Here is a 22,028-nt window from a genome sequence, read left to right on the forward strand (position 1 = left end):
TTTTTCACGCGACCGGCGGCCGGAACGCTCGAAAATGCTCTGATCGCGAGCGCCGCAAGCGGCGCAATGTCGCCGATCCCGGGGTCGGCAGCGCATTGTTGACGAAGCGGCATGGGGCGCTCGACAGTGACCAACCGGGCATGTTTGATGCGGGCCTCTCGGTTGGAGCCTCCCATGTCACCCGAATTCCTGCTGACCTCGCTGATCATCGTGGCCTCGCCGGGTACGGGGGCGATCTATTCGATCGCGGCCGGGCTGGCGCGCGGCGGCAAGGCGAGCGTCGTGGCCGCTTTCGCCTGCACGCTCGGTATCGTGCCGCATCTGATCGCCGCGATGATGGGGCTCGCGGCACTGCTGCACGCCAGTGCGGTGGCCTATGAAATCGTCAAATATGCCGGCGTCGCCTATCTGCTCTGGATGGCTTGGCAGACCCTGAAGGAGCAGGGCGCGCTCAAGGTGGAGACCAAGGCCGATCCGCGCTCCTTCTGGCGCGTCATGGTCGACGGCATCGCGATCAATGTGCTGAACCCGAAGCTCTCGATCTTCTTCGTCGCCTTCCTGCCGCAGTTCATCGCAGCCGACGAGGCGAGTCCGCTGGCGCGCATGCTTGAGCTCTCCGGTGTGTTCATGGCGATGACCTTCGTCGTCTTCGCGCTCTACGGCCTGTTCGCGGCGGCGATGCGCGACCATGTGGTGACGCGCCCTGCGGTGATGGCTTGGCTCAGGCGCAGCTTCGCGGCGGCCTTCGTCGCGCTCGGCGCCAAGCTCGCACTGACCGAGCGCTGAGCGTGGCAACACTGCAGCGGCAGTCGCGATTGACGATCGAGACGCGCGGCGCCGGGCTCTACGAGTTCACGCAGGCGGCCGCGCGCTTCGTGCGCGAGGCTGCGCTCGATGCCGGGCTGCTGACCCTGTTCGTCCGGCACAGCTCCTGCTCGCTGCTGATCCAGGAGAATGCCGATCCCGATGTAAGGCGCGATCTTCTCGCTTTCTTCGCCAGGCTGGTGCCGCCCGCCGACGACCCGGCCATGGCCTATCTCACCCATCGCGCCGAGGGGCCGGACGACATGCCGGCCCATATCAAGGCGGCGGTCCTGCCGGTTTCGCTCGCCATCCCGGTTAGCGACGGGCGCCTGGCGCTCGGCACCTGGCAGGGCATCTATCTGTTCGAGCATCGCAGCAGTCCGCACCGGCGCGAGGTCGTGCTGCATCTGGCGTGAGCGGTCACGGCGCGGCCAGGCGCGGCAAGAGTCGCATGAAGCTACGATAGCAATCGTGCAGGTCCTGCGGCGACAGGCCGAGATCGAGTTGCTGGAAGCCGACGAAAGCGGCGTATTCGATCCGGGCCAATGCCAGGGCCTCTTCGGGCCGGCGCCCTACCTCGCCATGGAGCCCGGCGAGATAGGCGATGCGCTCGCGATCGACAGCGGTGCAGATCGTGGCGACGCCGGCATCGAGCTGCGCGAGGCGGCGCATGCCTTGCTCGATGCGAAAATCGAGGCTGAGCGCCATCTTGTCGAGCGCGATCAGCCTTGCGCCCGCGGCCTCGCTTTCATCGGCCTCCTGCATCAGCCGCAGCGTAAAGCTCTCGCGCCAATGTTCGGCAAGGGCGGCAAGGAACGCCCCGAGTGCCGGGAAATGCGCGTAGAACGAGCCCTTGGTCTTGCCGGCGCGCCGGCACAGGGCCTCGATGGTCACGCCGGGCGGCCCGCCCTCGGCGAGGGCGGCAAGGCCGAGCGCGAGCCAGTCGGTCCGGCTAAAGCGGGAAGGGGGCTTCACCACCACAGCCCGAGCGCGCCGCAGGCGGTCATCGGGGTAAACAGCGCCCATTGCGGGAAATGGGTGGGGCGAAGCCGGAGGCTGCCGATCATGCCGAGGCTCCAGGCCGCGAAGAGCCCGGCTCCGGCCGTGGCGAAGATGGCGAGGTCGCGGCTGGCATGGCCGGATGCGGCGAGCGCGAAGGCGAGAGCCTGTCCGGTGAGGATGATCGTCACCAGATGCCAGCAGTAATACATCGTGTATTTCGGAACATTGCGCAGCCGTTCGGCGGCGAGCAGCGGGGCGGCGATCTCGCGACCGCCGAGCCAGGCGTGGATCAGGGTCGTCAGCGCGGCGATGACGGCGGCGGCGGCCAGCCAGAGATTCATGGCGGTCCCTCAAATTTTAGTACCATACGGTATGGTATTATAGTTTGATCCCGGCGCAAGCGCCTCTGCCGGCAAGGGCGGTGAAAGCAGCGGAACGGACCAGGAAGGGGAGTGCCGCGCTACTGCACGTCGGCGTGGCAAGGGTAGGAGACTGGGGAAAGGCCGGTGCGCGCCGGCGGTCTTTCAACAGGCCGCGAAGCTTTCCTCCTGCGGCGAAGGCTCCCAGGCCTCGCCCGAGGCGATCAGACAGCTTTGGCCGTGCGGCGTCGTCGCAAAGACGGTGAAGGAACCTTGCGGACTGACGAAAATCTCGATCAGGACGCCGCTATCGGCCAGTCCCTGCCCGAGCCGGCGCTCCTCGAAGAGCTCGCCGAGCTGCGCGACCACTTCGTCATGCCTGCCGCAGGCCAGCCCCGCCGGAGCCTGGGCGGCGGCGGAAGCGAACATGACGACCCCGGATGCCAGGGCCGCCAGGAGCATTTTCAGGACGCGTGCCATGGCAGTACCGGTGGCAGAGCGGCCGTCGAGAGGGGCAAGCTGGTCTGTGGGCCTCTGTTCCCGCCCTGACTGAGCAAGAGATGGGGATGACGCGCGCAAAACAACAGAGGTCGCTGGCGGTCGCAGCTCGACTGTCCCGGTGGGCCGCTTCGTCTGCGCCCGGGCCGGCACGGCTAGCCTGCCCCTGCACGAGATGCTTGGCCTCGCGGCGCGCATCTGCGCTATAGAGAGCCAAACAGATGGAGCCAGCCATGTCCTTTCTCAAATCCCTGTTCGGCCGCAAGGAGGCGACGCCGGCAGAGCCGGTCGCGCTTAAGACGGCGGAGCACAAGGGGTTCACCATCCATGCCATGCCGTTCCAGGAAGGCGGGCAGCATCAGCTCTGCGGGGTGATCGAGAAGGAGATCGACGGCGAATTGAAGAGCTATCGCTTCATCCGCGCCGACCGGTTTCCCGGTGCGCAGGAGGCGGCGGATTTCGCGCTGGTCAAGGGGAGGCAGTTGATCGACGAGCAGGGAGAGAAGATATTCAGATCATAGAGGAGCAGTCTTCACGCCACAACGCGCCTTACGTTTCGTCATCTCTTCGGGGTCGCGATAGAATTCGCCGCCGCGCGATGCGGGATGCAGCGCCAAGTGCAGGGATATCGACGAAAATTGTCGGTTCATTGCATGTTTCTGATTAACTGAATGCCGGGAATCGCGCGCCGAACGCCCGGCGCAATCAGCGAAATCGCCGCACCACCATCGCGATTTAAAGATTTGTTGGCATTTTTAGTTTCTTGATGGACCGGTATCGCTCGGGGCGCAATCACGACAGGTTTCGCATGTTTCGTAGTGCCGTGGCCGCGGAGACGCCGGCCGAGGGCCAGACCAGCAAGTCCGGGTCTGACACCGGCGAGGTCGACTTGGCCCTTGCCTTGCTTTCCCAGCAGGGCGTTGAGTCCAGCCTTCTCGAAGACCGTTGGTTCAAGGCCATCGTCGCCAACCTGCCTGCTGCCGTCTATACGACCAATGCCGACGGGCACCTGACCTATTTCAACCAGGCGGCGGCGCGCCTTGCGGGGCGCGTTCCGCAGATCGGCGAAGATCGGTGGTGCGTCGCCGAGCGCCTGTTCATGCCGGATGGCGCCCCATTGCCGCATCAGGACTGCTCGATGGCGATCGCCTTGCGCGAGAAGCGTCCCGTTCGCGGCGGCGCGGCCCTGGCGGAGCGCCCGGATGGCAGTCGTGTCGCCTTCATGGCGTTCCCGACACCGCTCTATGGTGACGAAGGCGAGATGGTCGGCGCCGTCAATCTGCTGCTCGAGCTGCGTGAAGGCGAGGAAATCGACGGTGAGGCCTGCGATTCCGCTCAGGGGATCGAGGCCGATCTGCGTCTCGCCATCGCCGGCGACCAACTGCGATTGCACTACCAGCCGCTGTTCGATGCGGCGGGAGTACTGGTCGGATTCGAGGCTTTGGCGCGCTGGACCCACCCGGAGCGTGGCGAGATCTCGCCTTCCGAATTCATCCCTGCGGCCGAGGAATGCGGGCTGATTCTGCCGCTTTCCGAGCAGTTGCTGCGGCGGGCCTGCGCCGAGGCGGCCGGATGGACCAATCCGCTGCGGGTCGCCGTGAACATCTCGCCGCTGCAGTTCCGCCATGGCGATCTGCCGGGGCTGATCGAGACCGTGCTGGCCGAGACCGGGCTGGAGCCGGAGCGGCTCGAGCTCGAGGTCACCGAAGGCGTGATGATCACCGATTTCGACCGGACCATGCTGGTCCTGCATCGGATCAAGGCGCTCGGCGTCAGGATTGCGCTCGATGATTTCGGTACCGGCTATTCGTCGCTCTCCTACCTCCATGTCTTCCCGCTGACGACGCTGAAGATCGACCGCAGCTTCGTCGCCAATCTCGGCGTGGCCTCCGAGGCGGCGGCGATCGCGCGGGCGGTGATCTCGCTCGGTCACGCGCTCGGTATCGAGGTGGTGGCCGAAGGGGTCGAGACGCGCGAGCAGTTCGATTTCCTGGTCGACGAGGGCTGCAACTATCTGCAGGGCTTCCTGCTCGGCCGGCCGATGGCGGCAGAGGACTACGCCGTCGAGATGGGGCGCAAAGCCTAGAGCGCCGAGGGCCCCTGCCGGGCGCCGGTTGGTGGCCGATCTGCTTATGAAAGCATTGGCTTCGTCCGCAGCGCGGCTTCCGTTTCCCGGTCCCGCCTAAGCCGTGGTATCGGCGGGATTGCCTGCGGCGCCCTGCAATTCGGCCAGCAGCGCTTCGCCCGGCCAATATTGTCGGTTCGCATCCCGTTCCGCCGCGCGCACGAGCGCTGTCAGCCGGGTATTCACCGGCGCTCGCCGCCCGAGCCGCTCGGCCAGGCGCACGACCTCGCCGTTCAGCCAGTCGATTTCGGTGGGGCGGCCGGCGACGAGATCATCCGCCATCGAGGAGCGTGCCAGCGGGTCGATCGCCAGCATGCGGCGGCCCAGCCGCTGGAAAACTCCGTCGGGAAGCCGGAGCACGGCAGGCAGAAGCTGTGCCGGGAGCGGTGTCAGCCGCGCCGGCCGGATGCCGGCGCGCGCCAGCAGCCCGAGCGCTTCCTCCTGTGCGATGGCGAGGCAACGCCGATAGGCGCGCTGGCCGAGCTCCTCGCGCAGGGGCAGGCCGGAGAGCGCGTTGATGGCATTGTTGAGGTTGAGCAGCAGCTTGGCCCAGAGCACCGGCTCCATGTCGTCATGGCGGACCAGCGGCAGGCGCGCTGCGGTGAAGCTGGCGAGGAAGGGCGTGAGTGCCGGGGCGGCCTGTGCGTGCAAATGCCCTTGCGAGCCCTGATGGAAGGCGCCTTGGCCGCGGTGGACGACGTTGAACGCCACCATGCCGGCGAGCACTTTCTGCTGCGGCAGGGCCGTCCGCAGCACTCCGGCATTGCCGATCCCGTTCTGCAGGCTGAGCACGACCGTGCCCGGCTGCAGAACGGAAGCGAGCTCGGCGCCGGCGGTCGCGGTACCGGCGGATTTCACGGTGACGAGCACGAGCTCGGCGGTGGCTGCGGCCGCCGGCCCGGTCGCGAAGGCGATGACCGCGGGCCCCTGCCGCCAATGACCGCCGCGATAATCCGTGAGGGTGAGGCCATGGCGGTGCAGTTCCGCGCCGACTGGCTTGCGGCCGATGAAGGCGACGTCGGCGCCAGCCGCCAGCAGGCGCCCGCCGACATAGCAGCCGATCGCGCCGGCGCCGTAGATGCAGATCCTGGCCATGATGTCGTTGCCCGCTTCCGCCGATAGAAGGTGCAGCAAGACCGGCCGCCGATAAAGCTGCGATAAAGGAGGACCTCGGTGGCCCTGCGTCTGCGCCGCATCGCCCCGCGGCCGGTGCGCTTGCTGGCCCTCTGGCGCCCGCCTATTGCTCGATCAAAGAGAAACTCGTTCTCCGGCTGCGGCCAGGGGAGGGAACATGCCGATCGAAGATCCGCGCTACGCGCCCGATTCCTCCTATGCCTGGTTCAGGCTGGCGCTCGCCTTGCTGGTCGGCATGATCGCCTGCGTCGGTTCCTGGTCCGCGGTCGTGGTGGTGACGGCGGTGCAGCAGGAATTCGGCGTCCTGCGTGCCGATGCCTCGCTGCCCTATACCTTCGCGATGATCGGCTTCGGCGTCGGCAACATCGTCATGGGCCGCCTGGTCGACCGTTTCGGCATCGCCCTGCCGATCGTGCTCGGTGCGCTGCTGCTCGGCGCCGGCTATGCGCTCGCCTCGGTCTCGGCCACGCTCTGGCAGTTCGCGCTGGCGCATGGTTTCCTGATCGGGCTCGGCGCGGCGACCGGCTTCTCGCCGCTGATCGCCGATCTCTCGCACTGGTTCCGGCGCTATCGCGGCCTCGCCGTCGTCTTCGGCGCGTCGGGCAGCTACCTCGCCGGCGTGTTCTGGCCGCAGCTGATCAACTGGGGCGTCGAGACGCATGGGCTGCGCACGACGCATCTGTGGCTCGGCATCGCCTCGCTGGTCGTGATGCTGCCGCTGGCACCGCTGTTCCGGCGCCGGCCGAACGCCGCGACCTTCGCGGCGGCCGAGCTGAGCAGCGCCGGCGCGCGCGGTAGTCTCGGGCTGACGCCGAACCAGCTGCAGTTGCTGCTGGTCGTGGCGGGCTTCTGCTGCTGCGTCGCGATGTCGATGCCGCAGGTTCATATCGTCGCCTATTGCAGCGACCTCGGCTATGGCGTGGCGCGTGGCGCCGAGATGCTGACGGTGATGATGGCGCTCGGCATCGTCAGCCGGATCAGCTCGGGCTTCATCGCCGACAAAATCGGGGGCACGGCGACGCTGGCCCTGTCCTCGCTGATGCAGGGCATGGCGCTCTTTCTCTATCTCTGGTTCGACGGGCTGAGCTCGCTCTTCATCGTCACCGGCATTTTCGGGCTGTTCCAGGGTGGAATCGTGCCGATGTATGCGGTGGTGATCCGCGATTACATGCCGCCGCGCGAAGCGGGCGTTCGCATCGGCGTCGTGATGTCGGCGACGGTGTTCGGCATGGCCTTCGGCGGCTGGGTCTCGGGGCTGATTTTCGACGCGACGGCCTCCTACCGCCTCGCCTTCCTCAACGGCCTCGCCTGGAACCTGATCAACCTCTCGATCGTCTGCTGGCTGATGTTCAAGGCTCGGCCGAAGCTGGCGGCGGCGTGATGCGTTCCGTCATTGCGGGCGCAGCAAGGCGATCCAGGGCGACATGGAACCCCGTCGCCCCTGGATGGCGTCGTCGCTACGCGCCTCGCAATGACGGGAGAGCTCATGCGGGCTCGGCACCTGGCCGATAGGTTCCGAAGCACCAGACATGGCCTTCGGGATCCCGGCAGATGAAATCGCGGCTGCCATAGGGCTGGTCGGTCGGCTCCATGATGATCTCGGCGCCCGCCCGGCGCGCGCGCTCGCAGCGGGCGTCGATGTCGTCGGCGGCGATATAGGGCGAGGCCGTGGTGCCGCCGAGTTCGGCCGGGCGCGAGACGAGCTTGCCGAAGGCGTTGTCCTCGGCCGAGCCGAGCATGACATAGCTGTCGCCCAGGCGCAGTTCGCCATGCAGCAGCGTCCTGCCGTCCTGCGAGTAATGCGCAGCGACCCTTTCGAAGCCGAAGGCGTCGATCAGCCAATCATAGATTTTCGGGGCATCGGCATAGCGCAGCGAGATTGAGATCGTGGCAGGTGGCCGCGGCATGACAGTCTCCTTGTGCAGGCATCGCTTGACGCAGCTTGCCCGCCCGGCAATCTCGGCTCAACCTCAACGGGACCTCGCAATGGTGCGCCTGACACGCTTCGAGCATCGGCGACAGAAACTGATCCCGATGCGGCGTTTTGCGCTGCGCATGGGGCGGGCGATGCTGCTCTGGCTGGCGCTGACCCTGGTCGGCCTCGGCATCGGCATGGCGGGCTATGCCGCGAGCGAAGGCATGAGCGCGCTCGACGCCTTCGTCAACGCGGCGATGATCCTCTCCGGCATGGGGCCGGTCAGCGAACTCAAGACGAGTTCGGGCAAGCTCTTCGCCGGGTTCTACGCGATCTTCTCAGGCCTGTTTGTGGTGATCGCCACCGGCTTCGTGCTGGCGCCCGTGCTGCATCGTGTGCTCCATTCCTTCCATGTCGAGGAAGGAAAGGAAGCCGATGACTGAGCCTGGCCTGCAGCCCGAGGAGAAGCCGCGCGGGGCATTGACGGTGCGTACCATCGCCATGCCGGCCGATACCAACGCCAATGGCGATATTTTCGGCGGCTGGGTGATGTCGCGCATGGACTCGGCCGGTGGCATCGCCGGGGTCGACCGCGCGCAGGGGCGCGTGGTGACGATCGCGGTCGAGGCGATGACCTTCTTCCGACCGGTCAAGGTCGGCGATGTGCTCAGCGTCTACACCACGGTCGAGTCGGTCGGCCGGACCTCGATGAAGATCTATGTCGAGGCCTGGGCCAAGCGCTTCCGGACGACGATCCACGAGAAGGTCACCGATGCGACCTTCACCTTCGTCGCGATCGATGAGGAGGGCCGGCCCCGGCCGGTGCCGCCGCTCGGCGAGGACTGAAGGCAGACGCTCGCGGTCCTCGTGTCGCGGGAGGCCTACTTTCGGGAAGCTTGCCACCCCGCCGCAGTGCTCGCCGGCTGATCCGGGAGGCCGGCAAGTCCTAAGCGAAAGTAAACCGGTATCGGTGGCCGTTGATTCAGAAGACTCCAGCCGCTTAAACGTTCTTTAAGTGAAGCGCCCCGATCTTGTCGGACAACAGGCGTCAGCCTGACCTGCATGCTGGGGAGCCAGATGGTCGATCGCCGCGACATCCTGATAGGATTTGCCGCCAGCGTCGGGGAGCTGCCCGCTCCTCCCGACCGTTTCCTGGGCGCTCCGACCAAGGCCGAGATGGCCGCCGGCGCTGTCGGCCCAGTTTCCATTTGATCGTTCTGTAAAGGCCAGCCGCTCGAGGGGAGCGGCGGGCATCTTCTTGCTGCCGCGACCGCGCGGCCATGCCTTCGGGAGTATCGGGTATGTCGAAGACAAAGAAGCCGGTGCGCCAGCCGAAGCCGGCATCGCGCGTCGGCATTGCCGCGCGAATCTATGCCGCGCTCGGCGTGCTGACCGTATTGACCATGGTGGCCTCGGGGGTTGCCTGGCTGTCCTATGAGCGCGTCTCGACGACGGTCGACGACATGGTCGAGCGCAAGATCCCGGTGGTCGAGCTGTCGCTCGAGCTCTGGCAGGCTGCGACGACCTCGACTGCACTGGCGTCGCGCTTCATGGAGGTGCAGGCCGTGCGCGAGCGCGCCGCGCTGACCGGCGAGTTCGACAAGGTCGAGGCGCGGCAGTTCGACCTGGTGCGCCGGATCGGTCAGCTCGGCAATGTCGACAACAAGAAGGCCCAGGCGGCGCTCGACAATCTCTCGCGCCACATCAACGACATCAACGACCTGACCGGCGAGCGCCTTCGCAATGTCGCGGAAGCGGAGACCGCTCTCGCCAACCTGTCCAAGGCGCAGGAGAACTTCATCAAGGCGGCGAGCGGCGAGGCCGAGCAGGCCAAGTTCGCCGTGACCTTCGGCTTCGACGATCTCGGCTCGCTGACCGGCGAGGCGCTGACCGGCGCCGTCCGGACCCTGGTCGACCGCGACTTCGTGATCTTCGAGCTGGCGCGGACCCTGCAGGCCGACGTCAACGAGCTCGTCGGCCTGTTGCGCGAGATCGCGCAGATCAACGACAAGGCCCGGCTCGGCACGGCGCGCGAGCGCTTCAACGGCATCGCCTACAAGCTCAGGACGATCCTGCAGGATGCCGACAAGGTCAGCACCAACCAGACGCGCACGCGCACGGTCCAGGATCTGATCGCGATCGGCGAAGGGACCGAAGGGCTGATCGACATCCGCAACCGTGATCTCACCACGCGCGAGGCGATCGCCCGCGGCCTGAAGGAGGTCGACGAGGCCGCCGAAGTGCTGCGGCGCGAGGTCGATGTGCTGGTCCAGGGTGCGCGCGGCGAAGCCAAGGCAGCCAGTGCATCGACCATCGAGACGATCGCGACCAGCAAGCTCTGGCTCGGGCTGATCGGGCTCGGCTCGCTCCTGATCGCGCTCGCATTGTCGCTGTTCTATGTCCGTCCGATGATCGTCGGACGCCTCAACCGGCTCTGGGCCGCGACCCGGGCGATCGCCGACGGGCAGCTCGAGACCAAGGTCGAGATCCGCGGCAATGACGAGATCTCGGACATCTCGAAGAGCGTGCTGCTGTTCCGTGACAATGCTGTCGCGCTCAGGGCCGCCGAGCTCGCCAAGGTCGAGGACGAGGCCCGGGCGCAGGAGCAGCGCCAGGCGATGATGGCCGAGCTCGGCCAGGCCTTCGGCGAGGTCGTCGAGGCGGCGGCGCAGGGCGATTTCAGCCGCCGGGTTTCGGCGAACTTCGCCGATGCCGAGCTGAATGCGCTCGCAGACTCGGTCAACGAGTTGCTCGCAACTGTCCAGACCGGTCTGAGCGAGACCTGCGAGGTTCTGGCCGAACTCTCGGCCGGGCGCCTGCACACCCGCGTCGAGGGCCTCTATCACGGCGCCTTCCAGGAGCTGAAGGACGGCACCAACGGCCTCGCCGGCGAATTCGAGAGCACGCTTGCGCGGCTTTCCGAGACGGTCACCGCGGTCCGCAGCGCCACCAGCGAGATCCTCGACGGCGTCACCGACCTTGCCGAGCGCACCAGCGAGGAGAGCAACGCGGTCTCGGTTGCGACGAACCAGCTCGGTGCCTTCGCCGGAAATGTCCAGAAGACCGCGAGGGATGCGGCCGAGGCCGTCGGCATGGCGCATAGCGCCGAAGAGCGCGCCCAGCAGGGCGAGCAGGTCGTCGCTTCGGCGCTCGAAGCGATGCAGCGCATCCGCACCTCGTCGAGCAAGATCTCGGAGGTTATCGCGATGATCGACGAGATCGCCTTCCAGACCAATCTGCTGGCGCTCAACGCGGCGGTGGAGGCGGCGCGGGCCGGCGAGAGCGGCAAGGGCTTCGCCGTGGTCGCCGCCGAGGTGCGCAGTCTCGCCAAGCGCTCGGCCGACGCCTCCAACGACGTCAAGAAGCTGGTCGAAGCCGCCCATGGCGACGTCAAGGTCGGCGTCGGCCTGGTCGAGCAGAGCTCCGAGGTGTTCGGCAGCATCCTGACCTCGGTCAACGATCTCTCGGCGCTGATGAACGGCATCTCGCAGACGGCGCGCGGCCAGGCCACGGATGTCTCGACGATCAACAAGGAGATCGACGGCATCGGTACCATGGCGCATCAGAACGCGGCGCTGGTCGAGCAGACCAATGCGGCTCTGGCGCTGACCGACGAGCAGACCCGCTCGCTGAAGGAGCATATCGCCCGCTTCAGCTTCCGCGAGGGGCAGGCGGCGGAACAGGAGCAGGCGCGCGCCGCCTGAGCGCTCGCCGAGCCGTGCAGGCCCGAGATGACGGCCCCCGCCCCAGGCGGGGGCCGTTCTGCTTTGCGGCGTCGGCTTGCCGCTGGCGATGATTGGCATTATTTAGAATTATTCTAAACAAGGATCGCGCCATGCTTTCTTCGCTCCTTCCGGCCGGGCTTGGCGGCCGGCGCCGTTTCGACAGCCTGTCCGAGCGCGAGATCCTCGCTTTGGCGATCTCCTCCGAGGAGGAGGACGGGCGGATCTACGCGACCTATGCGGCGATGCTGCGTGCGGAATACCCGGCTTCCGCTGCGGTCTTCGACGGGATGGCGGCCGAGGAGGATGGGCATCGGCAGCGGCTGATCGGCGAGTACCGACGGCGTTTCGGGGAGGTGGTGGTGCCGATCCGGCGCGAGCATGTCGCCGATTTCTATGTCCGCAAACCGGTCTGGCTGGTCGAAAATCTCGGGCTAGCGCGCATACGCGAGGAAGCGGCGGCGATGGAGCGCCAGGCCCGCGACTTCTATGTCGCGGCCGCAGGCCGCAGCGGCGATGCCCAGACTAGGCAGTTGCTCGGCGATCTCGCCACGGCCGAGGCCGGTCATGAGGCGAGGGCAGGGGAGCTTGTCGACGAGCATCTGGCGGAGGGGCCGAAGGCGGACGAGGATGCCGCGGCGCGCCGCCAATTCGTGCTGACCTGGGTGCAGCCCGGCCTCGCCGGGCTGATGGACGGCTCCGTCTCGACGCTCGCCCCGATCTTCGCGACTGCCTTCGCAACGCAAAATCCGTGGACGACTTTCCTGGTCGGGCTCTCGGCTTCGGTCGGTGCCGGCATCTCGATGGGTTTCACCGAAGCCGCGCATGACGACGGCAAGCTTTCGGGGCGTGGCTCACCCTGGAAGCGGGGCCTCGCCTCCGGGGTGATGACGACGCTTGGCGGGCTCGGCCATGCCTTGCCCTATCTGATCCCGTCCTTCTGGACGGCGACGGCGATCGCGCTCGTGGTGGTCTTCATCGAGCTCTGGGCGATCGTCTGGATCCAGAACCGTTACATGGAGACGCCTTTCGCCCGCGCCACCTTCCAGGTCGTGCTCGGCGGCGCATTGGTGCTCGCCGCCGGCATCCTGATTGGCGGCGCCTGAGGCCAGTTCCGATGTTTCGATGAAGAGTCGGATCGCCGATCTGTGCCGGCGAGGGCGCTCGGCGATCTAACCCGTTGCATCCGCGGTGGGGCGAATGCTAGGCCTGCCGCGGGCCGGTAGCTCAATGGTTAGAGCTCGCTGCTCATAACAGCGCCGGTGCCGGTTCGAGTCCGGCCCGGCCCACCAATCTCTTGCCGTCGCCTTGAAAACGCTGCCTTTTTTAGCCTGATTTTTCCCACCGCCTCCAACCCCGCTCAAAAGTGGGAAAGATTCGTTCAGGTTTCGTCCTCTGAATTCGGATCGTCGATCTCTTCGACGCCGTCGAGATCGCCCAGGTCGATGAACTGCATTCCGGCGCCGGCGAGCTTTCTGCGATTCGCTTTTCGCGTGTAAAGCGCCGCCTGCTTCGGGCTCTCCCAGCCGAAAATTGCCATGAGCTGGTGCTCGGTCGCGCCATTGTCGGCGGCGATCGTCGCGCCGGCCTGAAAGGTGTCCTCGGGCCTGCTCGATAAGCCCGAGGGCCTACGACGTTGCGCCGTCATGGTTGATCAGTCCGCCGACGGGGCGGAGGCAGTCGCAGTCGCGGCGGCGAGCCGGTAGCGACTGATCTTCTCCTTGCCCTGCTCGCGCTCGATGCTCCCACCCTTCTGACGCAGTCGGACCAGCGCCGCGCGCATGGTATGCGGCAGCCAACCGGTCGCGACCGCCAGTTCCTCCAGCGAGGCGCCGCTCGGGCGGGCCAGCAGAGCGAGGATGAGTGACTGTTGGGCTCTGCGGGGCGGCACTTCGGCGTCCGAGGCTGCTGAAGCTTGGCCAGCAGGAGCTTCCAATGTATTCGGATTGCTGACAGGCTCAGGTTCGGACTGGATGGCTCGCCGGCCGACGTCCGTGATCACAGGGGGACAGGTCCATCCGTCATCCCTGCAGCCAGCGCCCGCCGGCGCTGGGCCGGTGTTCTTGGCCTGGTTGGTATAACCACGGTCATAACCACGGTCGATCAGTGCGGCGGCAAACGCTCGTGCGGCTGCTCCCTTTCAACCTCGCCGGCAGGATGATCGCTCCATCAGGACGCGCGCTTGCTGCCGCGAGGACTTCCGCTTGCATCTTTGGTTGGCCTGGACATCGCTTCGCTTTCTTCTCGCGGTTCGACGGCTTAGCGGCCGTCGCCACCGCGAGCCCCGGATCGGCACCGAGCCGAAGGGGCTAAGGAGCGGACTCATCTGTGGCCGGCAGGTCTGGCCGGCGCAACGGGACGATCGCTTTGCTTCGAGGTAAAGTCCAGTCGGTCAGCGCTGGAACCGACAAAGAGACTGCATGTGGTCGACCCTCCCGACCAGGAGGCTGCCGGAGCCCCATTCTCCGATCTTTTTTAAGATGCCGCGTTCCTCGGTGACGCGAGCCAGTCCCTTTTTTGGCTGACGGATCTCTCCGCACAGATCCCAACGCCGCATGTCGGCAATCAGCGACGGGGCGTGTGGTCATATTGTGAAAACTGCGGGCCTTTGGCGAAAGCGCGCGGAATGCGTTCCCTCTACGTTGGCGGAAAAGCTGCTCTTGAAGTGGACATGGTTCGTTCACCAATCGAGCGGCGGTCCAACGGGAAACGATGAAATCTACGACTGCGGAGGCGTCCTATCGACAAATATCGGCCGATTCGGCGGTGTCCGTCCTTCTCCCAGGCTCCGCTCCTTGAACGTCTGAAGCTGGGCGAGATTCTCGGCCGGCTCCGGGCAGCGGCCGGATGTCCCTTCAAGATCATGCCGGGTTCGAGGACGGGGATCGTCAACTGTCGTGGAGGCGATGGCAAACGCGCGGCTCATGCCGCTGGACGAGCCGGCTGCCGGAACCAATCGCGTACTCCTGCGCAAGATCGAGAACAAGATCGCGTACGAGCCGCACAGCTTCATCTTTACGCAAACGCGACAGGGCTGCGCATCTTGCACGCCCGTCAGCGGAACCTGTCTGCATGAAAGGCATGATCATGAACGTCCCGGTAACCCTCACCACCGAACCGAAACCGATCCCCGAGGATGTCGGCGACACGTTCGGCGCCTATTTCACCGACCACATGTTCCTGATGAACTACGCGGTGGGCCGGGGCTGGCATGATCATCGCATCGTTCCGTTCGGGCCGGTGCCTGTGCATCCCTCGGCTTCCGCCATCCAGTACGGACAATCGATCTTCGACGGCTACAAGGCCTATCGCTGCGAGGACGGCATGGTCCGCCTTTTCCGGCCGCAGGCGCATATCGAGCGGATCAATCGGTCGACGGCCCGCATGTGCATGCCGCAGGTCGATCCGCAGGATCTGCTCGCTGCCATGGTGCAGCTGGTCGACCTGGACAGGGACTGGATCCCGCATCAGAAGGGCAAGGCGCTCTACGTGCGCGAGACCATGATCGGCACCGAAGGCTACATGGCGGTCCGCCCGTCGGCGGAATATCTTTTCCTGCTGTTCCTGTCACCGGTCGGCAACTACTACGCCGAGGGCGTCAACCCGGTGAATATCCTGGTCTCCGACAGCTATGTCCGGGCTGCGCGCGGCGGCATCGGCGCCGCGAAGGCGGCCGCCAACTACGGCGCGAGCCTGCTGGCGACCGAGGAGGCGAAGGCGAAGGAGTACACCCAGGTCCTGTGGCTCGATTCCGTCGAGCGGCGCTTCATCGAGGAGGTCGGGACCATGAACATCATGATGAAGATCGGTGACGAGATCGTCACTCCGCCCTTGACGGATTCGATCCTGCCCGGCGTGACCCGTCTCAGCGCGCTCCAGCTCCTGCGCGAATGGGGGCTCAAGGTCAGCGAACGCCAGGTCGATATCAACGACCTCATGGACGGAGTTCGCTCCGGCCTCGTGGACGAGGTCTGGGGTGTCGGGACGGCGGCCGTTGTCTCGCCAGTTGGACAATTGACCTATAGCGACCGCAGCGTGGTGATCGGTGGCGGAAGGACCGGGGCGGTCACGCAGCGGCTTTACGACGCGATCACCCGGCTTCATACCATGCCCGGCCCCGACCCTTACGGCTGGCGGATCGATGTCCCGCTGCGCGCGGCGCGCTGACCCGAAGGAGCGGTGCGTGAACGGGCATCGTCGGCGTCGACCTCGTGGGGCACGGCATCGCGTGCAATCAGCCGGTGGGCGAGCTTTAGAGCCTCGGCGCGTGGTCGGCGTCTACGCCCGCGGAGGTTGCCACGGCGTCCGAGGTCCAGATTCTTTGCGTCACGGGGGCTCCCCAAGGTCGAGGCGGTACTGAAGGGCGCCGATGGCGTGCTGTCGGCTCTGCGGCAGAGAGCGGTCATGGTCGATTGCTCGACGTCATTGCTGGATTCGACCTTGCGGATGCCGGCTGGCGGCTCGCGAGCGCTCATCCCGTCTTCTCCTTCGCCAACCCTGCGATCGCGATCGGGAATTTTCCGGGAACGCTCTGCGGCATCGAAGGCGATGTGCCCGCCATGAGCGTGGCGCAAAGGCTCTTCGAGACGATCGGCGCACGTTCCTTCCCGATCAGGACCGAGGCGAAGGCGATCGATCACGCGGCGGCAGGTTCGCAAAGAACCTGACCGCGGTGTTGTAGGCCGTGACGCTGGAAGGCTAGGCTGAGGCGGGCGTTTCAGACGCGGTGATCCAGGAGATCCACGCTGCGCTCCACGGTCGAGAACGTGCTGGTACTGGATCCCCCGGGGGGGCTGAGCGGGCCGGCGGCGCGCGGCGACCGTCGCGTCGTCGTCGAGCAGCAGGCCGCCGCCGCCCGCAGGCATCGGAAGGCGGGCGCCGCATACGGGGTGCTCAGCGACATGGCGATGGCGTTGAAGGTTTCGGGACGGACGCGCTAGCGCGCGATTTCAGAACCTGAAGCGATCGCGCCAGCCCTTGGGGGTCATTCCGACAGCCGCCTTCATCGCCGTGCACAGATGGCTCTGGCTGGAGAATCCGCATTTGCTGGCGATCTGCGGCAGGTCTTCGCCGGTGGATTGCAGGAGGTCCTTCGCCTTTTCCAGCCGTCGCTTCATCAGCCACCTGTGGGGCGTCTCGCCGGTCTGGTTGCGGAAGCTTCGCACGAAATGCGTCCGGCTGATCCCCGCCGCGTTCGACAGGTCCTCCAGCGAGATGCTCTGATCGAGATGGGCATCGACGTAGTCCACGACCCGTGCGAGCCGCCATTTCGGAAAGGCGATCAACGGTTCCTCGAAGCGGAACCGGTCGGCCTTCTTGATCAGCACGGCGAGCAGGGTCATCAGGATGCCGTCCGCCATATGGCGGTCGACGGCATGGCCGCCGTCGCTGCACCCCCACATCCGGCCGATCAGGTCCTCGACGAACGGATCGACGATGCTGTCCGCGCAGAGCGGGGTTAGCGCCTCCCGGATCTTCCCGGTCGAGGACGAGCCCAGCACAAGCCGCGCCGTCGTATCAGGGATCGTCAGGATGATGATCTTGCGGCTGCCGTCGATTGCCCAGCGGCTTTCCACACCCGAGGGGACCACGACCATGCGGCTGGGAGTGGCGGTCTCCTCATGGCGCCTGCCCAGCATCGACCATCGCCAAGTGCAATGACGGTCGACTGTCACCGGCAGGGCGACGATGGTCTCCGGGACCTCGGGGTCCTCGAAATCATGAGGACCCTGATCGACGCAGATCATGTTGAAACTATACAGGCCTTTCGAGCGGCGATGCTCCTGCGGAAAGACCCTGTAGTCGGATTTTTTGTAGAAATCCGCGTATGTCGCCCACTTCTGCGTGCCCATTCCGCGGCGTCTTTCCGGTCTGGTCCTGGGTCTGCGGAGTTTGCGACTATCTGGACGATTTTGGAGCGGTCAAGCAAGTCTCGCCCCGCCGCTAGTCAGTGTTGATCCAGATCGCCTTCGTGTCGAGATGTTCCTCCAGATGCTCGACGCCGCCCCCGCTCCGAAGCCCGTCCCCGTCACGATGTTCAGGACGCCCTCGGGCAGGCCGGCCTCAGTCACTAGGCGGGCGATCATTTCCACTTCGGTTCGCCGGGCATCCCGCCGCAGCCGCACTCGATCGTCAGGCCGTGAAAAGCCTTCCCGATGCAACCCGCGCTGTCGATCCTGGGCGTTTCATCTGAGCGCCCGTTTTTTCATATCCGTACCCTTCCGTTCGCCCGCCACGCTCCGGCCGAGGATTCGAACTTTTCACGGCCGCGGGTCTTTCCTAGCCTTGGGCCGTATCATGGTGCGAACTGCGCAGGACGGCGGCGCGACATCGCACGCGGCTGGCTCGGGAAGTGCACGGAACCTCAGGTGAGGCCTCTCAACATCGCGGGCGCGGGTCGCGCTGATCCCTCTTGCCGCCAGGAACAACTCTTTCCCTTGCTGCCAGTCAAAAAGGAAACACGAATGTCCATCCGCATGATCAAAGCCGCGATCGTTGCTTTGTCGCTCGCCGCCCTGGGGCCGGCGGTCGCCTCCGCCGATTCGCTTGAAAACATCACCAAGACCGGCGTCATCCGGATTGCCGTTCCCGAGGACTTCTCCGGCTACGGCATGATGGGCCCTGATCTCAAGCCCGTCGGCTATGACGTCGATGTCGCTGCCTATGTGGCTAGGAAGCTCGGCGCCACCCTCGAACTCGTCCCCGTCGGCGGTGCGAACCGCATACCCGCCCTGCAAACCAACAAGGCGGACCTCATTATCGCGGTCCTGGGCAAGAATGCCGAGCGCGAGGCGGTGATCGACTTCACCAATGCCTACGGCATCCTGAACAACTCGGTCTTCGCCGAAGCGGGCACCAAGATCAGTGGCCCGGCCGATCTGGCTGGTAAATCGGTGTCGGCCCTGCGCGGCGGCATCGCCGACACCTTGCTGACGGAGGTCGCGCCCCCGAAGGCCACCATCAAGCGTTACGAGGACGAGAACGGCAACACGCAGGCCTTCCTGTCCGGCCAGGTCGACGCTATCGCGACCGGCGATCTCATCATCAACGCTCTCGTCGCACGCAAGCCGGCGCGCGTCCCGGTCGAGAAGTTCATCCTCAATAAATCGCCGCTCCATATCGGCGTGAAAAAGGGCGAGAAGGCGCTGGTCGAGCGCGTCAACAAGATCATTGCCGAGATGATCGCCGACGGCAGCCTCCGGACCGCCTCGCAGAAATGGCTGGGCCGAGACCTCCCCGAAAAGTTCTGATCCCGGCAAACCTATGCAGGCGCGCCGTCGCGGCTCGCCTGCACTCGTCTTGAGGAGAGACAAGCCGCAAACATGAGCCATAGTTTCGATTTCACGTTCCTGCACAGCTATGGCGGCATGATCCTGCACGGGATCGGCGTCACGCTCATCCTCATCACCATCGGGGCGACGCTCGGCCTCGCTACGGCCATCTCCTGCAACTGGCTGCGGCTCTTCGGCCCGGCTCCGGTCCGCGCCGCGGTGACCTTCTATGTCGAGTTCATCCGCAACACGCCGTTCCTCATTCAGCTCTTCTTCATTTTCTTCGGCCTGCCCAGGATCGGCATCAGCATGTCGGAGATGACCGCCGCCGTCGTCGCGATGGCCATCAACCTCGGCGCCTACGGCACCGAGATCGTCCGGGCGGGCGTGCAGGCCGCCACAAATGGCCAGTGGGAAGCCGGGATGAGCCTCGGCATGACGCGCAACCAGACTTTCTGGCATGTGATCCTGCTGCCCGCGGTGCAAAAGATGTGGGCCACGCTTTCGTCGCAGATCGTCATCGTGATGCTCGGCTCCGCCGTCGTCTCGCAAATTTCGGTTACGGACCTGACCTATGTGGCGAGCCTCATCCAGTCGCGTACCTTCCGCGCCTTCGAAACCTATTTCGTCGTAACTGCGATCTACATCGTTCTCGCCGCGCTGGTTCGCCTCGCCCTCCAACTCGTCGGCAGCCGCCTGTTGGGCACGAGGCAAATGCCGTGATGACGTTCACCCTTTCCCAAATCCTCTGGGCGCTCATCCTCGGCGCGCGATGGACCGTGGCGCTGTCGCTCGCAGCCTTCGTCCTGGGCGGGCTGCTGGGTTTCGCCCTCATGCTCTGCACCATCTCGAAGCGCACCATCGTGCGGATGCCCGCCCTGTCGTTCATCTGGTTCATCCAGGGTACGCCGCTCCTGATGCAGCTCTTCCTGGTCTTTTTCGGCCCGGCCCTTTTCGGCTGGAGCATCTCGGCCTGGGCAGCGGCCTGCACCGCTCTGACGCTCTGGTCGGCAGTCTACCTGGCGGAGATGTGGCGTGGCGCCGTCCGCGCCGTGCCTCCCGGCCAGGCCGAGGCGGCGCTTTGCCTGGCCATGTTGCCACGGCAAAGCCTGCGCCACGTCGTCCTGCCGCAGGCGATCCGCATGGCCTTGCCCCCGACTGCGGGCTTCATGGTACAAATCGTCAAAAGTACTTCTCTGACTTCCATCGTAGGGTTCACCGAACTGATGAAGACCGGAACCGTATTGTCGAATGTGACTCTCGATCCTTTCGTCGTCTATGGAATGGTTTCGATCGTCTATTTCTGCCTCTGCTATCCGCTGTCGCTCGTCAGCCGCCGCATGGAGGTGCGTCTCGATGCCACTCGTTAACGTCGAGGGTCTGTACAAGAGCTACGGGCAGATGGAGGTGCTGCGCGGCATCGACCTCAGCGTCGCGCGTGGCGAAGTCATAGCCCTGGTCGGCAAGAGCGGCTCGGGCAAATCGACCCTCTTGCGATGCATCAACGGGCTCGAGCCATTCAACAAGGGCAGCATAACCGTCGATGGCGAGGCCATCGCCGGCGACGACAGGAAACTGCAGCAACTGCGGCTGAAGGTCGGCATGATCTTCCAGCAGTTCAACCTCTTTCCGCACCTCACGGCGATCGACAACGCGGCCCTGGCCTTGAAGGTCGTCAAGGGCATGGGCACCGCCGAGGCCCGCGCCCTCGGCATGGAGAAGCTGGAGAAGGTTGGGCTGGGACATCGGGCGCAGGCCCGGCCGCATGAGCTCTCAGGCGGACAACAGCAGCGCGTTGCGATCGCACGGGCGCTGGCGATGGACCCGCTGATCCTGCTCTGCGACGAGGTCACTTCGGCGCTGGATCCCGAGCTGGTCGAAGAGGTGCTTCAGGTGATCCGCCAGCTGGCCCGCGAAGGCATGACGGTCATCATGGTCACACATGAGATGGCGTTTGCCCGCAGCGTCTGTTCACGGGTCGCGTTCATGCATCAGGGTCAGATTCACGAGATCGGGCTGCCTGAGGACGTGTTCGGCACACCTCAGACCCCGGAATTGCGCCAGTTCCTGGGTCTGGCGCAGTGACATCAGCAGAAGGTTTCAGCGAATGGCGACGGCTAGGACTATGATATCCACCAATATCGATTACGACCGGCCGGGTGCGCAGTTCGGCACGCTGCGTCTCCCCAATTCCGTGCATCGATCAGCCTACGGTCACATCGCCATCCCGGTCGCGGTGTTCGTAAATGGGAGCGGTCCGACGGTCTTGCTGACGGGGGGCGTGCATGGGGATGAGTACGAAGGCCCCGTCGCACTCTCGCGCCTCGCCCGCGAAATCGACGTCGCCGACGTCAATGGCCGGATCATCATCCTGCCGACGCTGAACCACCCCGCCTTCGTCGCGGGCACGCGGACCTCTCCGACCGACGGGATCAATCTCAATCGTACATTTCCCGGCAAGCAGGACGGAACTGCGACCGAAATGATCGCGCATTACGTTACCACTGAGCTGCTGCCGCGCACCGACTGTCTCATCGACCTGCATGCTGGGGGGAGTTCGCTGCAATATATGCCGGCCCTGCTCGCGCCCCGCTGGTCGGATCCCGACAAGACCGCACGCACCGAGGCTTTGGTCGCCGCGTTTGCGGCAGAGAATGTGATCTACTTTGATTCCGTCCGTGCGCTCAGTGGTGAGGACAGAGTGCTCGGCAATTATGCGAACCGTCACAACGTGGATTTTCTCACGGGCGAGTTCGGCGGAGGCTCCACCGTGAACGTCGCTGGCCTTGCCGTCGCCGAACGGGGTGTCCGGGGGGTCCTGGCTCATCTCGGCATATTGCCCACGCGCCTTCCTCCGGCCGGGCCGGTTCGGCGCCTGATGATGGACGATCCAGGCCTTTTTGCCTTTGCCGATCGTCGCGGCTACTTCGAACCGAAATTCGTCCTGGGGCAATCGCTGGAGGCTGGCGCGTTGGCCGGGCTGATCCACGACATCGACATTCCATGGGCCGATCCCGTTCCAGTGCATTTCCGCGCGGGAGGTGTCGCGATGTGCATTCGTACATATTCTCTCGTCGAAGCCGGCGACTGCCTCGGCCATCTTGCGACGGTGCTTCCGACATAGGTAAACGCGGCTCAATTGTCCGCATCAAAGTCCTGCTCGAGTCTCAGTGTCCGCTCCAAAAAGGGGGAGTGATT

At 65.4% G+C, this 22,028-nt stretch carries 26 protein-coding genes and 1 tRNA gene; 19 read left to right on the plus strand and 8 right to left on the minus strand.

The features are described 5' to 3' along the window. The first annotated feature begins 174 nt into the window (after window positions 1–174). Both AC3RCC_RS09835 and AC3RCC_RS09840 read left to right on the plus strand, forming a co-directional pair. Window positions 175–786, plus strand: coding sequence for a LysE family translocator (locus AC3RCC_RS09835; RefSeq protein WP_291636286.1), 612 nt, complete (start codon window positions 175–177; stop codon window positions 784–786). 2 nt (window positions 787–788) lie between these two features. Then, entirely contained in the window at window positions 789–1,220 is a 432-nt protein-coding gene (locus AC3RCC_RS09840; RefSeq protein ID WP_492258311.1) for a secondary thiamine-phosphate synthase enzyme YjbQ, read from the plus strand. Window positions 1,221–1,224: 4 nt separating this feature from the next. Here the strand turns inward: AC3RCC_RS09840 and AC3RCC_RS09845 are convergent, their stop codons facing one another. The 3 genes from AC3RCC_RS09845 to AC3RCC_RS09855 form a co-directional block, all read right to left on the minus strand. Further along, window positions 1,225–1,779, minus strand: a complete 555-nt coding sequence (locus tag AC3RCC_RS09845) for a TetR/AcrR family transcriptional regulator (protein ID WP_492258312.1) — start codon at window positions 1,777–1,779, stop codon at window positions 1,225–1,227. Continuing rightward, a complete protein-coding gene (locus tag AC3RCC_RS09850) occupies window positions 1,776–2,147 on the minus strand; it encodes a hypothetical protein (RefSeq protein ID WP_492258313.1) in 372 nt (123 codons plus the stop codon). The genes AC3RCC_RS09845 and AC3RCC_RS09850 overlap by 4 nt, the downstream gene beginning before the upstream one ends. 183 nt (window positions 2,148–2,330) lie before the next feature. After that, window positions 2,331–2,645: a hypothetical protein gene (locus AC3RCC_RS09855; RefSeq protein WP_492258314.1), complete on the minus strand. Its 315-nt coding sequence runs from the start codon at window positions 2,643–2,645 to the stop codon at window positions 2,331–2,333. A 251-nt stretch (window positions 2,646–2,896) separates the two neighbouring features. Between AC3RCC_RS09855 and AC3RCC_RS09860 the strand changes: the two genes are divergently transcribed. Together AC3RCC_RS09860 and AC3RCC_RS09865 are read left to right on the plus strand one after the other, a co-directional pair. Next, a complete protein-coding gene (locus AC3RCC_RS09860) occupies window positions 2,897–3,184 on the plus strand; it encodes an HlyU family transcriptional regulator (RefSeq protein WP_291636297.1) in 288 nt (95 codons plus the stop codon). Window positions 3,185–3,471: 287 nt separating this feature from the next. Further along, a complete protein-coding gene (locus AC3RCC_RS09865; RefSeq protein ID WP_492258315.1) occupies window positions 3,472–4,749 on the plus strand; it encodes a putative bifunctional diguanylate cyclase/phosphodiesterase in 1,278 nt (425 codons plus the stop codon). Window positions 4,750–4,845: 96 nt separating this feature from the next. Here the strand turns inward: AC3RCC_RS09865 and AC3RCC_RS09870 are convergent, their stop codons facing one another. Beyond that, on the minus strand, window positions 4,846–5,922 hold the full coding sequence (locus tag AC3RCC_RS09870) for a 2-dehydropantoate 2-reductase (RefSeq protein ID WP_492258316.1): 1,077 nt from the start codon (window positions 5,920–5,922) through the stop codon (window positions 4,846–4,848). Window positions 5,923–6,079: 157 nt separating this feature from the next. On the opposite strand from AC3RCC_RS09870, the gene AC3RCC_RS09875 reads away from it, so the two are divergent. After that, the gene (locus AC3RCC_RS09875) at window positions 6,080–7,303 is read left to right on the plus strand and encodes an MFS transporter (protein WP_452118498.1); all 1,224 of its coding nucleotides are present in this window, start codon (window positions 6,080–6,082) and stop codon (window positions 7,301–7,303) included. 103 nt (window positions 7,304–7,406) lie between these two features. Here AC3RCC_RS09875 and AC3RCC_RS09880 read toward each other — a convergent pair whose 3' ends face one another. Further along, window positions 7,407–7,829 carry a VOC family protein gene (locus AC3RCC_RS09880; RefSeq protein WP_492258317.1) on the minus strand — a complete coding sequence of 141 codons (423 nt, stop codon included), beginning with the start codon at window positions 7,827–7,829 and terminating at the stop codon, window positions 7,407–7,409. Window positions 7,830–7,908: 79 nt separating this feature from the next. Here AC3RCC_RS09880 and AC3RCC_RS09885 point away from each other — a divergent pair, with 79 nt between their 5' ends. The 6 genes from AC3RCC_RS09885 to AC3RCC_RS09910 all read left to right on the plus strand — a co-directional run bounded on the left by AC3RCC_RS09885 (window position 7,909) and on the right by AC3RCC_RS09910 (window position 12,851). Next, entirely contained in the window at window positions 7,909–8,280 is a 372-nt protein-coding gene (locus AC3RCC_RS09885; protein ID WP_291636305.1) for a hypothetical protein, read from the plus strand. Then, a complete protein-coding gene (locus AC3RCC_RS09890) occupies window positions 8,273–8,683 on the plus strand; it encodes an acyl-CoA thioesterase (protein WP_291636307.1) in 411 nt (136 codons plus the stop codon). Before AC3RCC_RS09885 ends, AC3RCC_RS09890 begins: the two co-directional genes overlap by 8 nt. A 231-nt stretch (window positions 8,684–8,914) precedes the next feature. Beyond that, window positions 8,915–9,049 carry a hypothetical protein gene (locus AC3RCC_RS09895; RefSeq protein WP_492258318.1) on the plus strand — a complete coding sequence of 45 codons (135 nt, stop codon included), beginning with the start codon at window positions 8,915–8,917 and terminating at the stop codon, window positions 9,047–9,049. A gap of 89 nt (window positions 9,050–9,138) precedes the next feature. Next, on the plus strand, window positions 9,139–11,541 hold the full coding sequence (locus AC3RCC_RS09900) for a methyl-accepting chemotaxis protein (protein ID WP_291636311.1): 2,403 nt from the start codon (window positions 9,139–9,141) through the stop codon (window positions 11,539–11,541). A gap of 131 nt (window positions 11,542–11,672) precedes the next feature. After that, a complete protein-coding gene (gene mbfA / locus AC3RCC_RS09905; protein WP_492258319.1) occupies window positions 11,673–12,665 on the plus strand; it encodes an iron exporter MbfA in 993 nt (330 codons plus the stop codon). Between the two features lie 110 nt (window positions 12,666–12,775). Next, a tRNA-Ile gene (locus tag AC3RCC_RS09910) sits at window positions 12,776–12,851 on the plus strand. Window positions 12,852–12,940: 89 nt separating this feature from the next. Here the strand turns inward: AC3RCC_RS09910 and AC3RCC_RS09915 are convergent. Both AC3RCC_RS09915 and AC3RCC_RS09920 read right to left on the minus strand, forming a co-directional pair. Then, window positions 12,941–13,207: a hypothetical protein gene (locus AC3RCC_RS09915; RefSeq protein ID WP_492258320.1), complete on the minus strand. Its 267-nt coding sequence runs from the start codon at window positions 13,205–13,207 to the stop codon at window positions 12,941–12,943. A 6-nt stretch (window positions 13,208–13,213) separates the two neighbouring features. Then, the gene (locus tag AC3RCC_RS09920; RefSeq protein ID WP_291636317.1) at window positions 13,214–13,450 is read right to left on the minus strand and encodes a DUF3489 domain-containing protein; all 237 of its coding nucleotides are present in this window, start codon (window positions 13,448–13,450) and stop codon (window positions 13,214–13,216) included. 1,181 nt (window positions 13,451–14,631) lie between these two features. On the opposite strand from AC3RCC_RS09920, the gene AC3RCC_RS09925 reads away from it, so the two are divergent. From AC3RCC_RS09925 to AC3RCC_RS09935, 3 genes are all read left to right on the plus strand, one after another. Then, window positions 14,632–15,726, plus strand: coding sequence for a branched-chain amino acid aminotransferase (locus tag AC3RCC_RS09925; RefSeq protein WP_492258321.1), 1,095 nt, complete (start codon window positions 14,632–14,634; stop codon window positions 15,724–15,726). A 245-nt stretch (window positions 15,727–15,971) separates the two neighbouring features. Next, complete coding sequence (locus AC3RCC_RS09930) at window positions 15,972–16,226, plus strand: hypothetical protein (RefSeq protein WP_492258322.1); 255 nt, start codon at window positions 15,972–15,974, stop codon at window positions 16,224–16,226. A gap of 99 nt (window positions 16,227–16,325) precedes the next feature. Beyond that, window positions 16,326–16,499: a hypothetical protein gene (locus AC3RCC_RS09935; RefSeq protein ID WP_492258323.1), complete on the plus strand. Its 174-nt coding sequence runs from the start codon at window positions 16,326–16,328 to the stop codon at window positions 16,497–16,499. 9 nt (window positions 16,500–16,508) lie between these two features. On the opposite strand, the gene AC3RCC_RS09940 is transcribed toward AC3RCC_RS09935, so the two are convergent. Beyond that, window positions 16,509–17,411: an AraC family transcriptional regulator gene (locus tag AC3RCC_RS09940; protein ID WP_291636325.1), complete on the minus strand. Its 903-nt coding sequence runs from the start codon at window positions 17,409–17,411 to the stop codon at window positions 16,509–16,511. 612 nt (window positions 17,412–18,023) lie between these two features. Between AC3RCC_RS09940 and AC3RCC_RS09945 the strand changes: the two genes are divergently transcribed. The 5 genes from AC3RCC_RS09945 (at window position 18,024) to AC3RCC_RS09965 (ending at window position 21,954) form a co-directional block, all read left to right on the plus strand. After that, window positions 18,024–18,809: a transporter substrate-binding domain-containing protein gene (locus tag AC3RCC_RS09945; protein WP_291636341.1), complete on the plus strand. Its 786-nt coding sequence runs from the start codon at window positions 18,024–18,026 to the stop codon at window positions 18,807–18,809. A gap of 72 nt (window positions 18,810–18,881) precedes the next feature. After that, on the plus strand, window positions 18,882–19,553 hold the full coding sequence (locus AC3RCC_RS09950) for an amino acid ABC transporter permease (protein ID WP_291636327.1): 672 nt from the start codon (window positions 18,882–18,884) through the stop codon (window positions 19,551–19,553). Beyond that, a complete protein-coding gene (locus tag AC3RCC_RS09955; RefSeq protein WP_291636329.1) occupies window positions 19,550–20,200 on the plus strand; it encodes an amino acid ABC transporter permease in 651 nt (216 codons plus the stop codon). Before AC3RCC_RS09950 ends, AC3RCC_RS09955 begins: the two co-directional genes overlap by 4 nt. Beyond that, the gene (locus AC3RCC_RS09960) at window positions 20,187–20,915 is read left to right on the plus strand and encodes an amino acid ABC transporter ATP-binding protein (protein WP_452117971.1); all 729 of its coding nucleotides are present in this window, start codon (window positions 20,187–20,189) and stop codon (window positions 20,913–20,915) included. Before AC3RCC_RS09955 ends, AC3RCC_RS09960 begins: the two co-directional genes overlap by 14 nt. Window positions 20,916–20,955: 40 nt before the next feature. Beyond that, complete coding sequence (locus AC3RCC_RS09965) at window positions 20,956–21,954, plus strand: succinylglutamate desuccinylase/aspartoacylase family protein (RefSeq protein ID WP_291636333.1); 999 nt, start codon at window positions 20,956–20,958, stop codon at window positions 21,952–21,954. Window positions 21,955–22,028 lie beyond the last annotated feature (74 nt).

This window comes from Allobosea sp. GW823-FHT01F03 (genome assembly GCF_058798075.1).

Excerpts from the sequence above, each read along its gene's own strand:
- AC3RCC_RS09890 (WP_291636307.1), top strand. The coding sequence starts at position 8,273 with ATGACTGAGCCTGGCCTGCAGCCCGAGGAGAAGCCGCGCGGGGCATTG.
- AC3RCC_RS09960 (WP_452117971.1), top strand. The coding sequence starts at position 20,187 with ATGCCACTCGTTAACGTCGAGGGTCTGTACAAGAGCTACGGGCAGATG.
- AC3RCC_RS09965 (WP_291636333.1), top strand. The coding sequence starts at position 20,956 with ATGATATCCACCAATATCGATTACGACCGGCCGGGTGCGCAGTTCGGC.
- AC3RCC_RS09885 (WP_291636305.1), top strand. The coding sequence starts at position 7,909 with ATGGTGCGCCTGACACGCTTCGAGCATCGGCGACAGAAACTGATCCCG.
- AC3RCC_RS09835 (WP_291636286.1), top strand. The coding sequence starts at position 175 with ATGTCACCCGAATTCCTGCTGACCTCGCTGATCATCGTGGCCTCGCCG.
- AC3RCC_RS09895 (WP_492258318.1), top strand. The coding sequence starts at position 8,915 with ATGGTCGATCGCCGCGACATCCTGATAGGATTTGCCGCCAGCGTCGGG.
- AC3RCC_RS09915 (WP_492258320.1), bottom strand. The coding sequence starts at position 13,207 with ATGACGGCGCAACGTCGTAGGCCCTCGGGCTTATCGAGCAGGCCCGAG.
- AC3RCC_RS09945 (WP_291636341.1), top strand. The coding sequence starts at position 18,024 with ATGTCCATCCGCATGATCAAAGCCGCGATCGTTGCTTTGTCGCTCGCC.
- AC3RCC_RS09855 (WP_492258314.1), bottom strand. The coding sequence starts at position 2,645 with ATGGCACGCGTCCTGAAAATGCTCCTGGCGGCCCTGGCATCCGGGGTC.
- AC3RCC_RS09860 (WP_291636297.1), top strand. The coding sequence starts at position 2,897 with ATGTCCTTTCTCAAATCCCTGTTCGGCCGCAAGGAGGCGACGCCGGCA.
- AC3RCC_RS09865 (WP_492258315.1), top strand. The coding sequence starts at position 3,472 with ATGTTTCGTAGTGCCGTGGCCGCGGAGACGCCGGCCGAGGGCCAGACC.
- AC3RCC_RS09850 (WP_492258313.1), bottom strand. The coding sequence starts at position 2,147 with ATGAATCTCTGGCTGGCCGCCGCCGCCGTCATCGCCGCGCTGACGACC.
- AC3RCC_RS09900 (WP_291636311.1), top strand. The coding sequence starts at position 9,139 with ATGTCGAAGACAAAGAAGCCGGTGCGCCAGCCGAAGCCGGCATCGCGC.
- mbfA (WP_492258319.1), top strand. The coding sequence starts at position 11,673 with ATGCTTTCTTCGCTCCTTCCGGCCGGGCTTGGCGGCCGGCGCCGTTTC.
- AC3RCC_RS09875 (WP_452118498.1), top strand. The coding sequence starts at position 6,080 with ATGCCGATCGAAGATCCGCGCTACGCGCCCGATTCCTCCTATGCCTGG.
- AC3RCC_RS09925 (WP_492258321.1), top strand. The coding sequence starts at position 14,632 with ATGAAAGGCATGATCATGAACGTCCCGGTAACCCTCACCACCGAACCG.
- AC3RCC_RS09940 (WP_291636325.1), bottom strand. The coding sequence starts at position 17,411 with ATGGGCACGCAGAAGTGGGCGACATACGCGGATTTCTACAAAAAATCC.
- AC3RCC_RS09950 (WP_291636327.1), top strand. The coding sequence starts at position 18,882 with ATGAGCCATAGTTTCGATTTCACGTTCCTGCACAGCTATGGCGGCATG.
- AC3RCC_RS09880 (WP_492258317.1), bottom strand. The coding sequence starts at position 7,829 with ATGCCGCGGCCACCTGCCACGATCTCAATCTCGCTGCGCTATGCCGAT.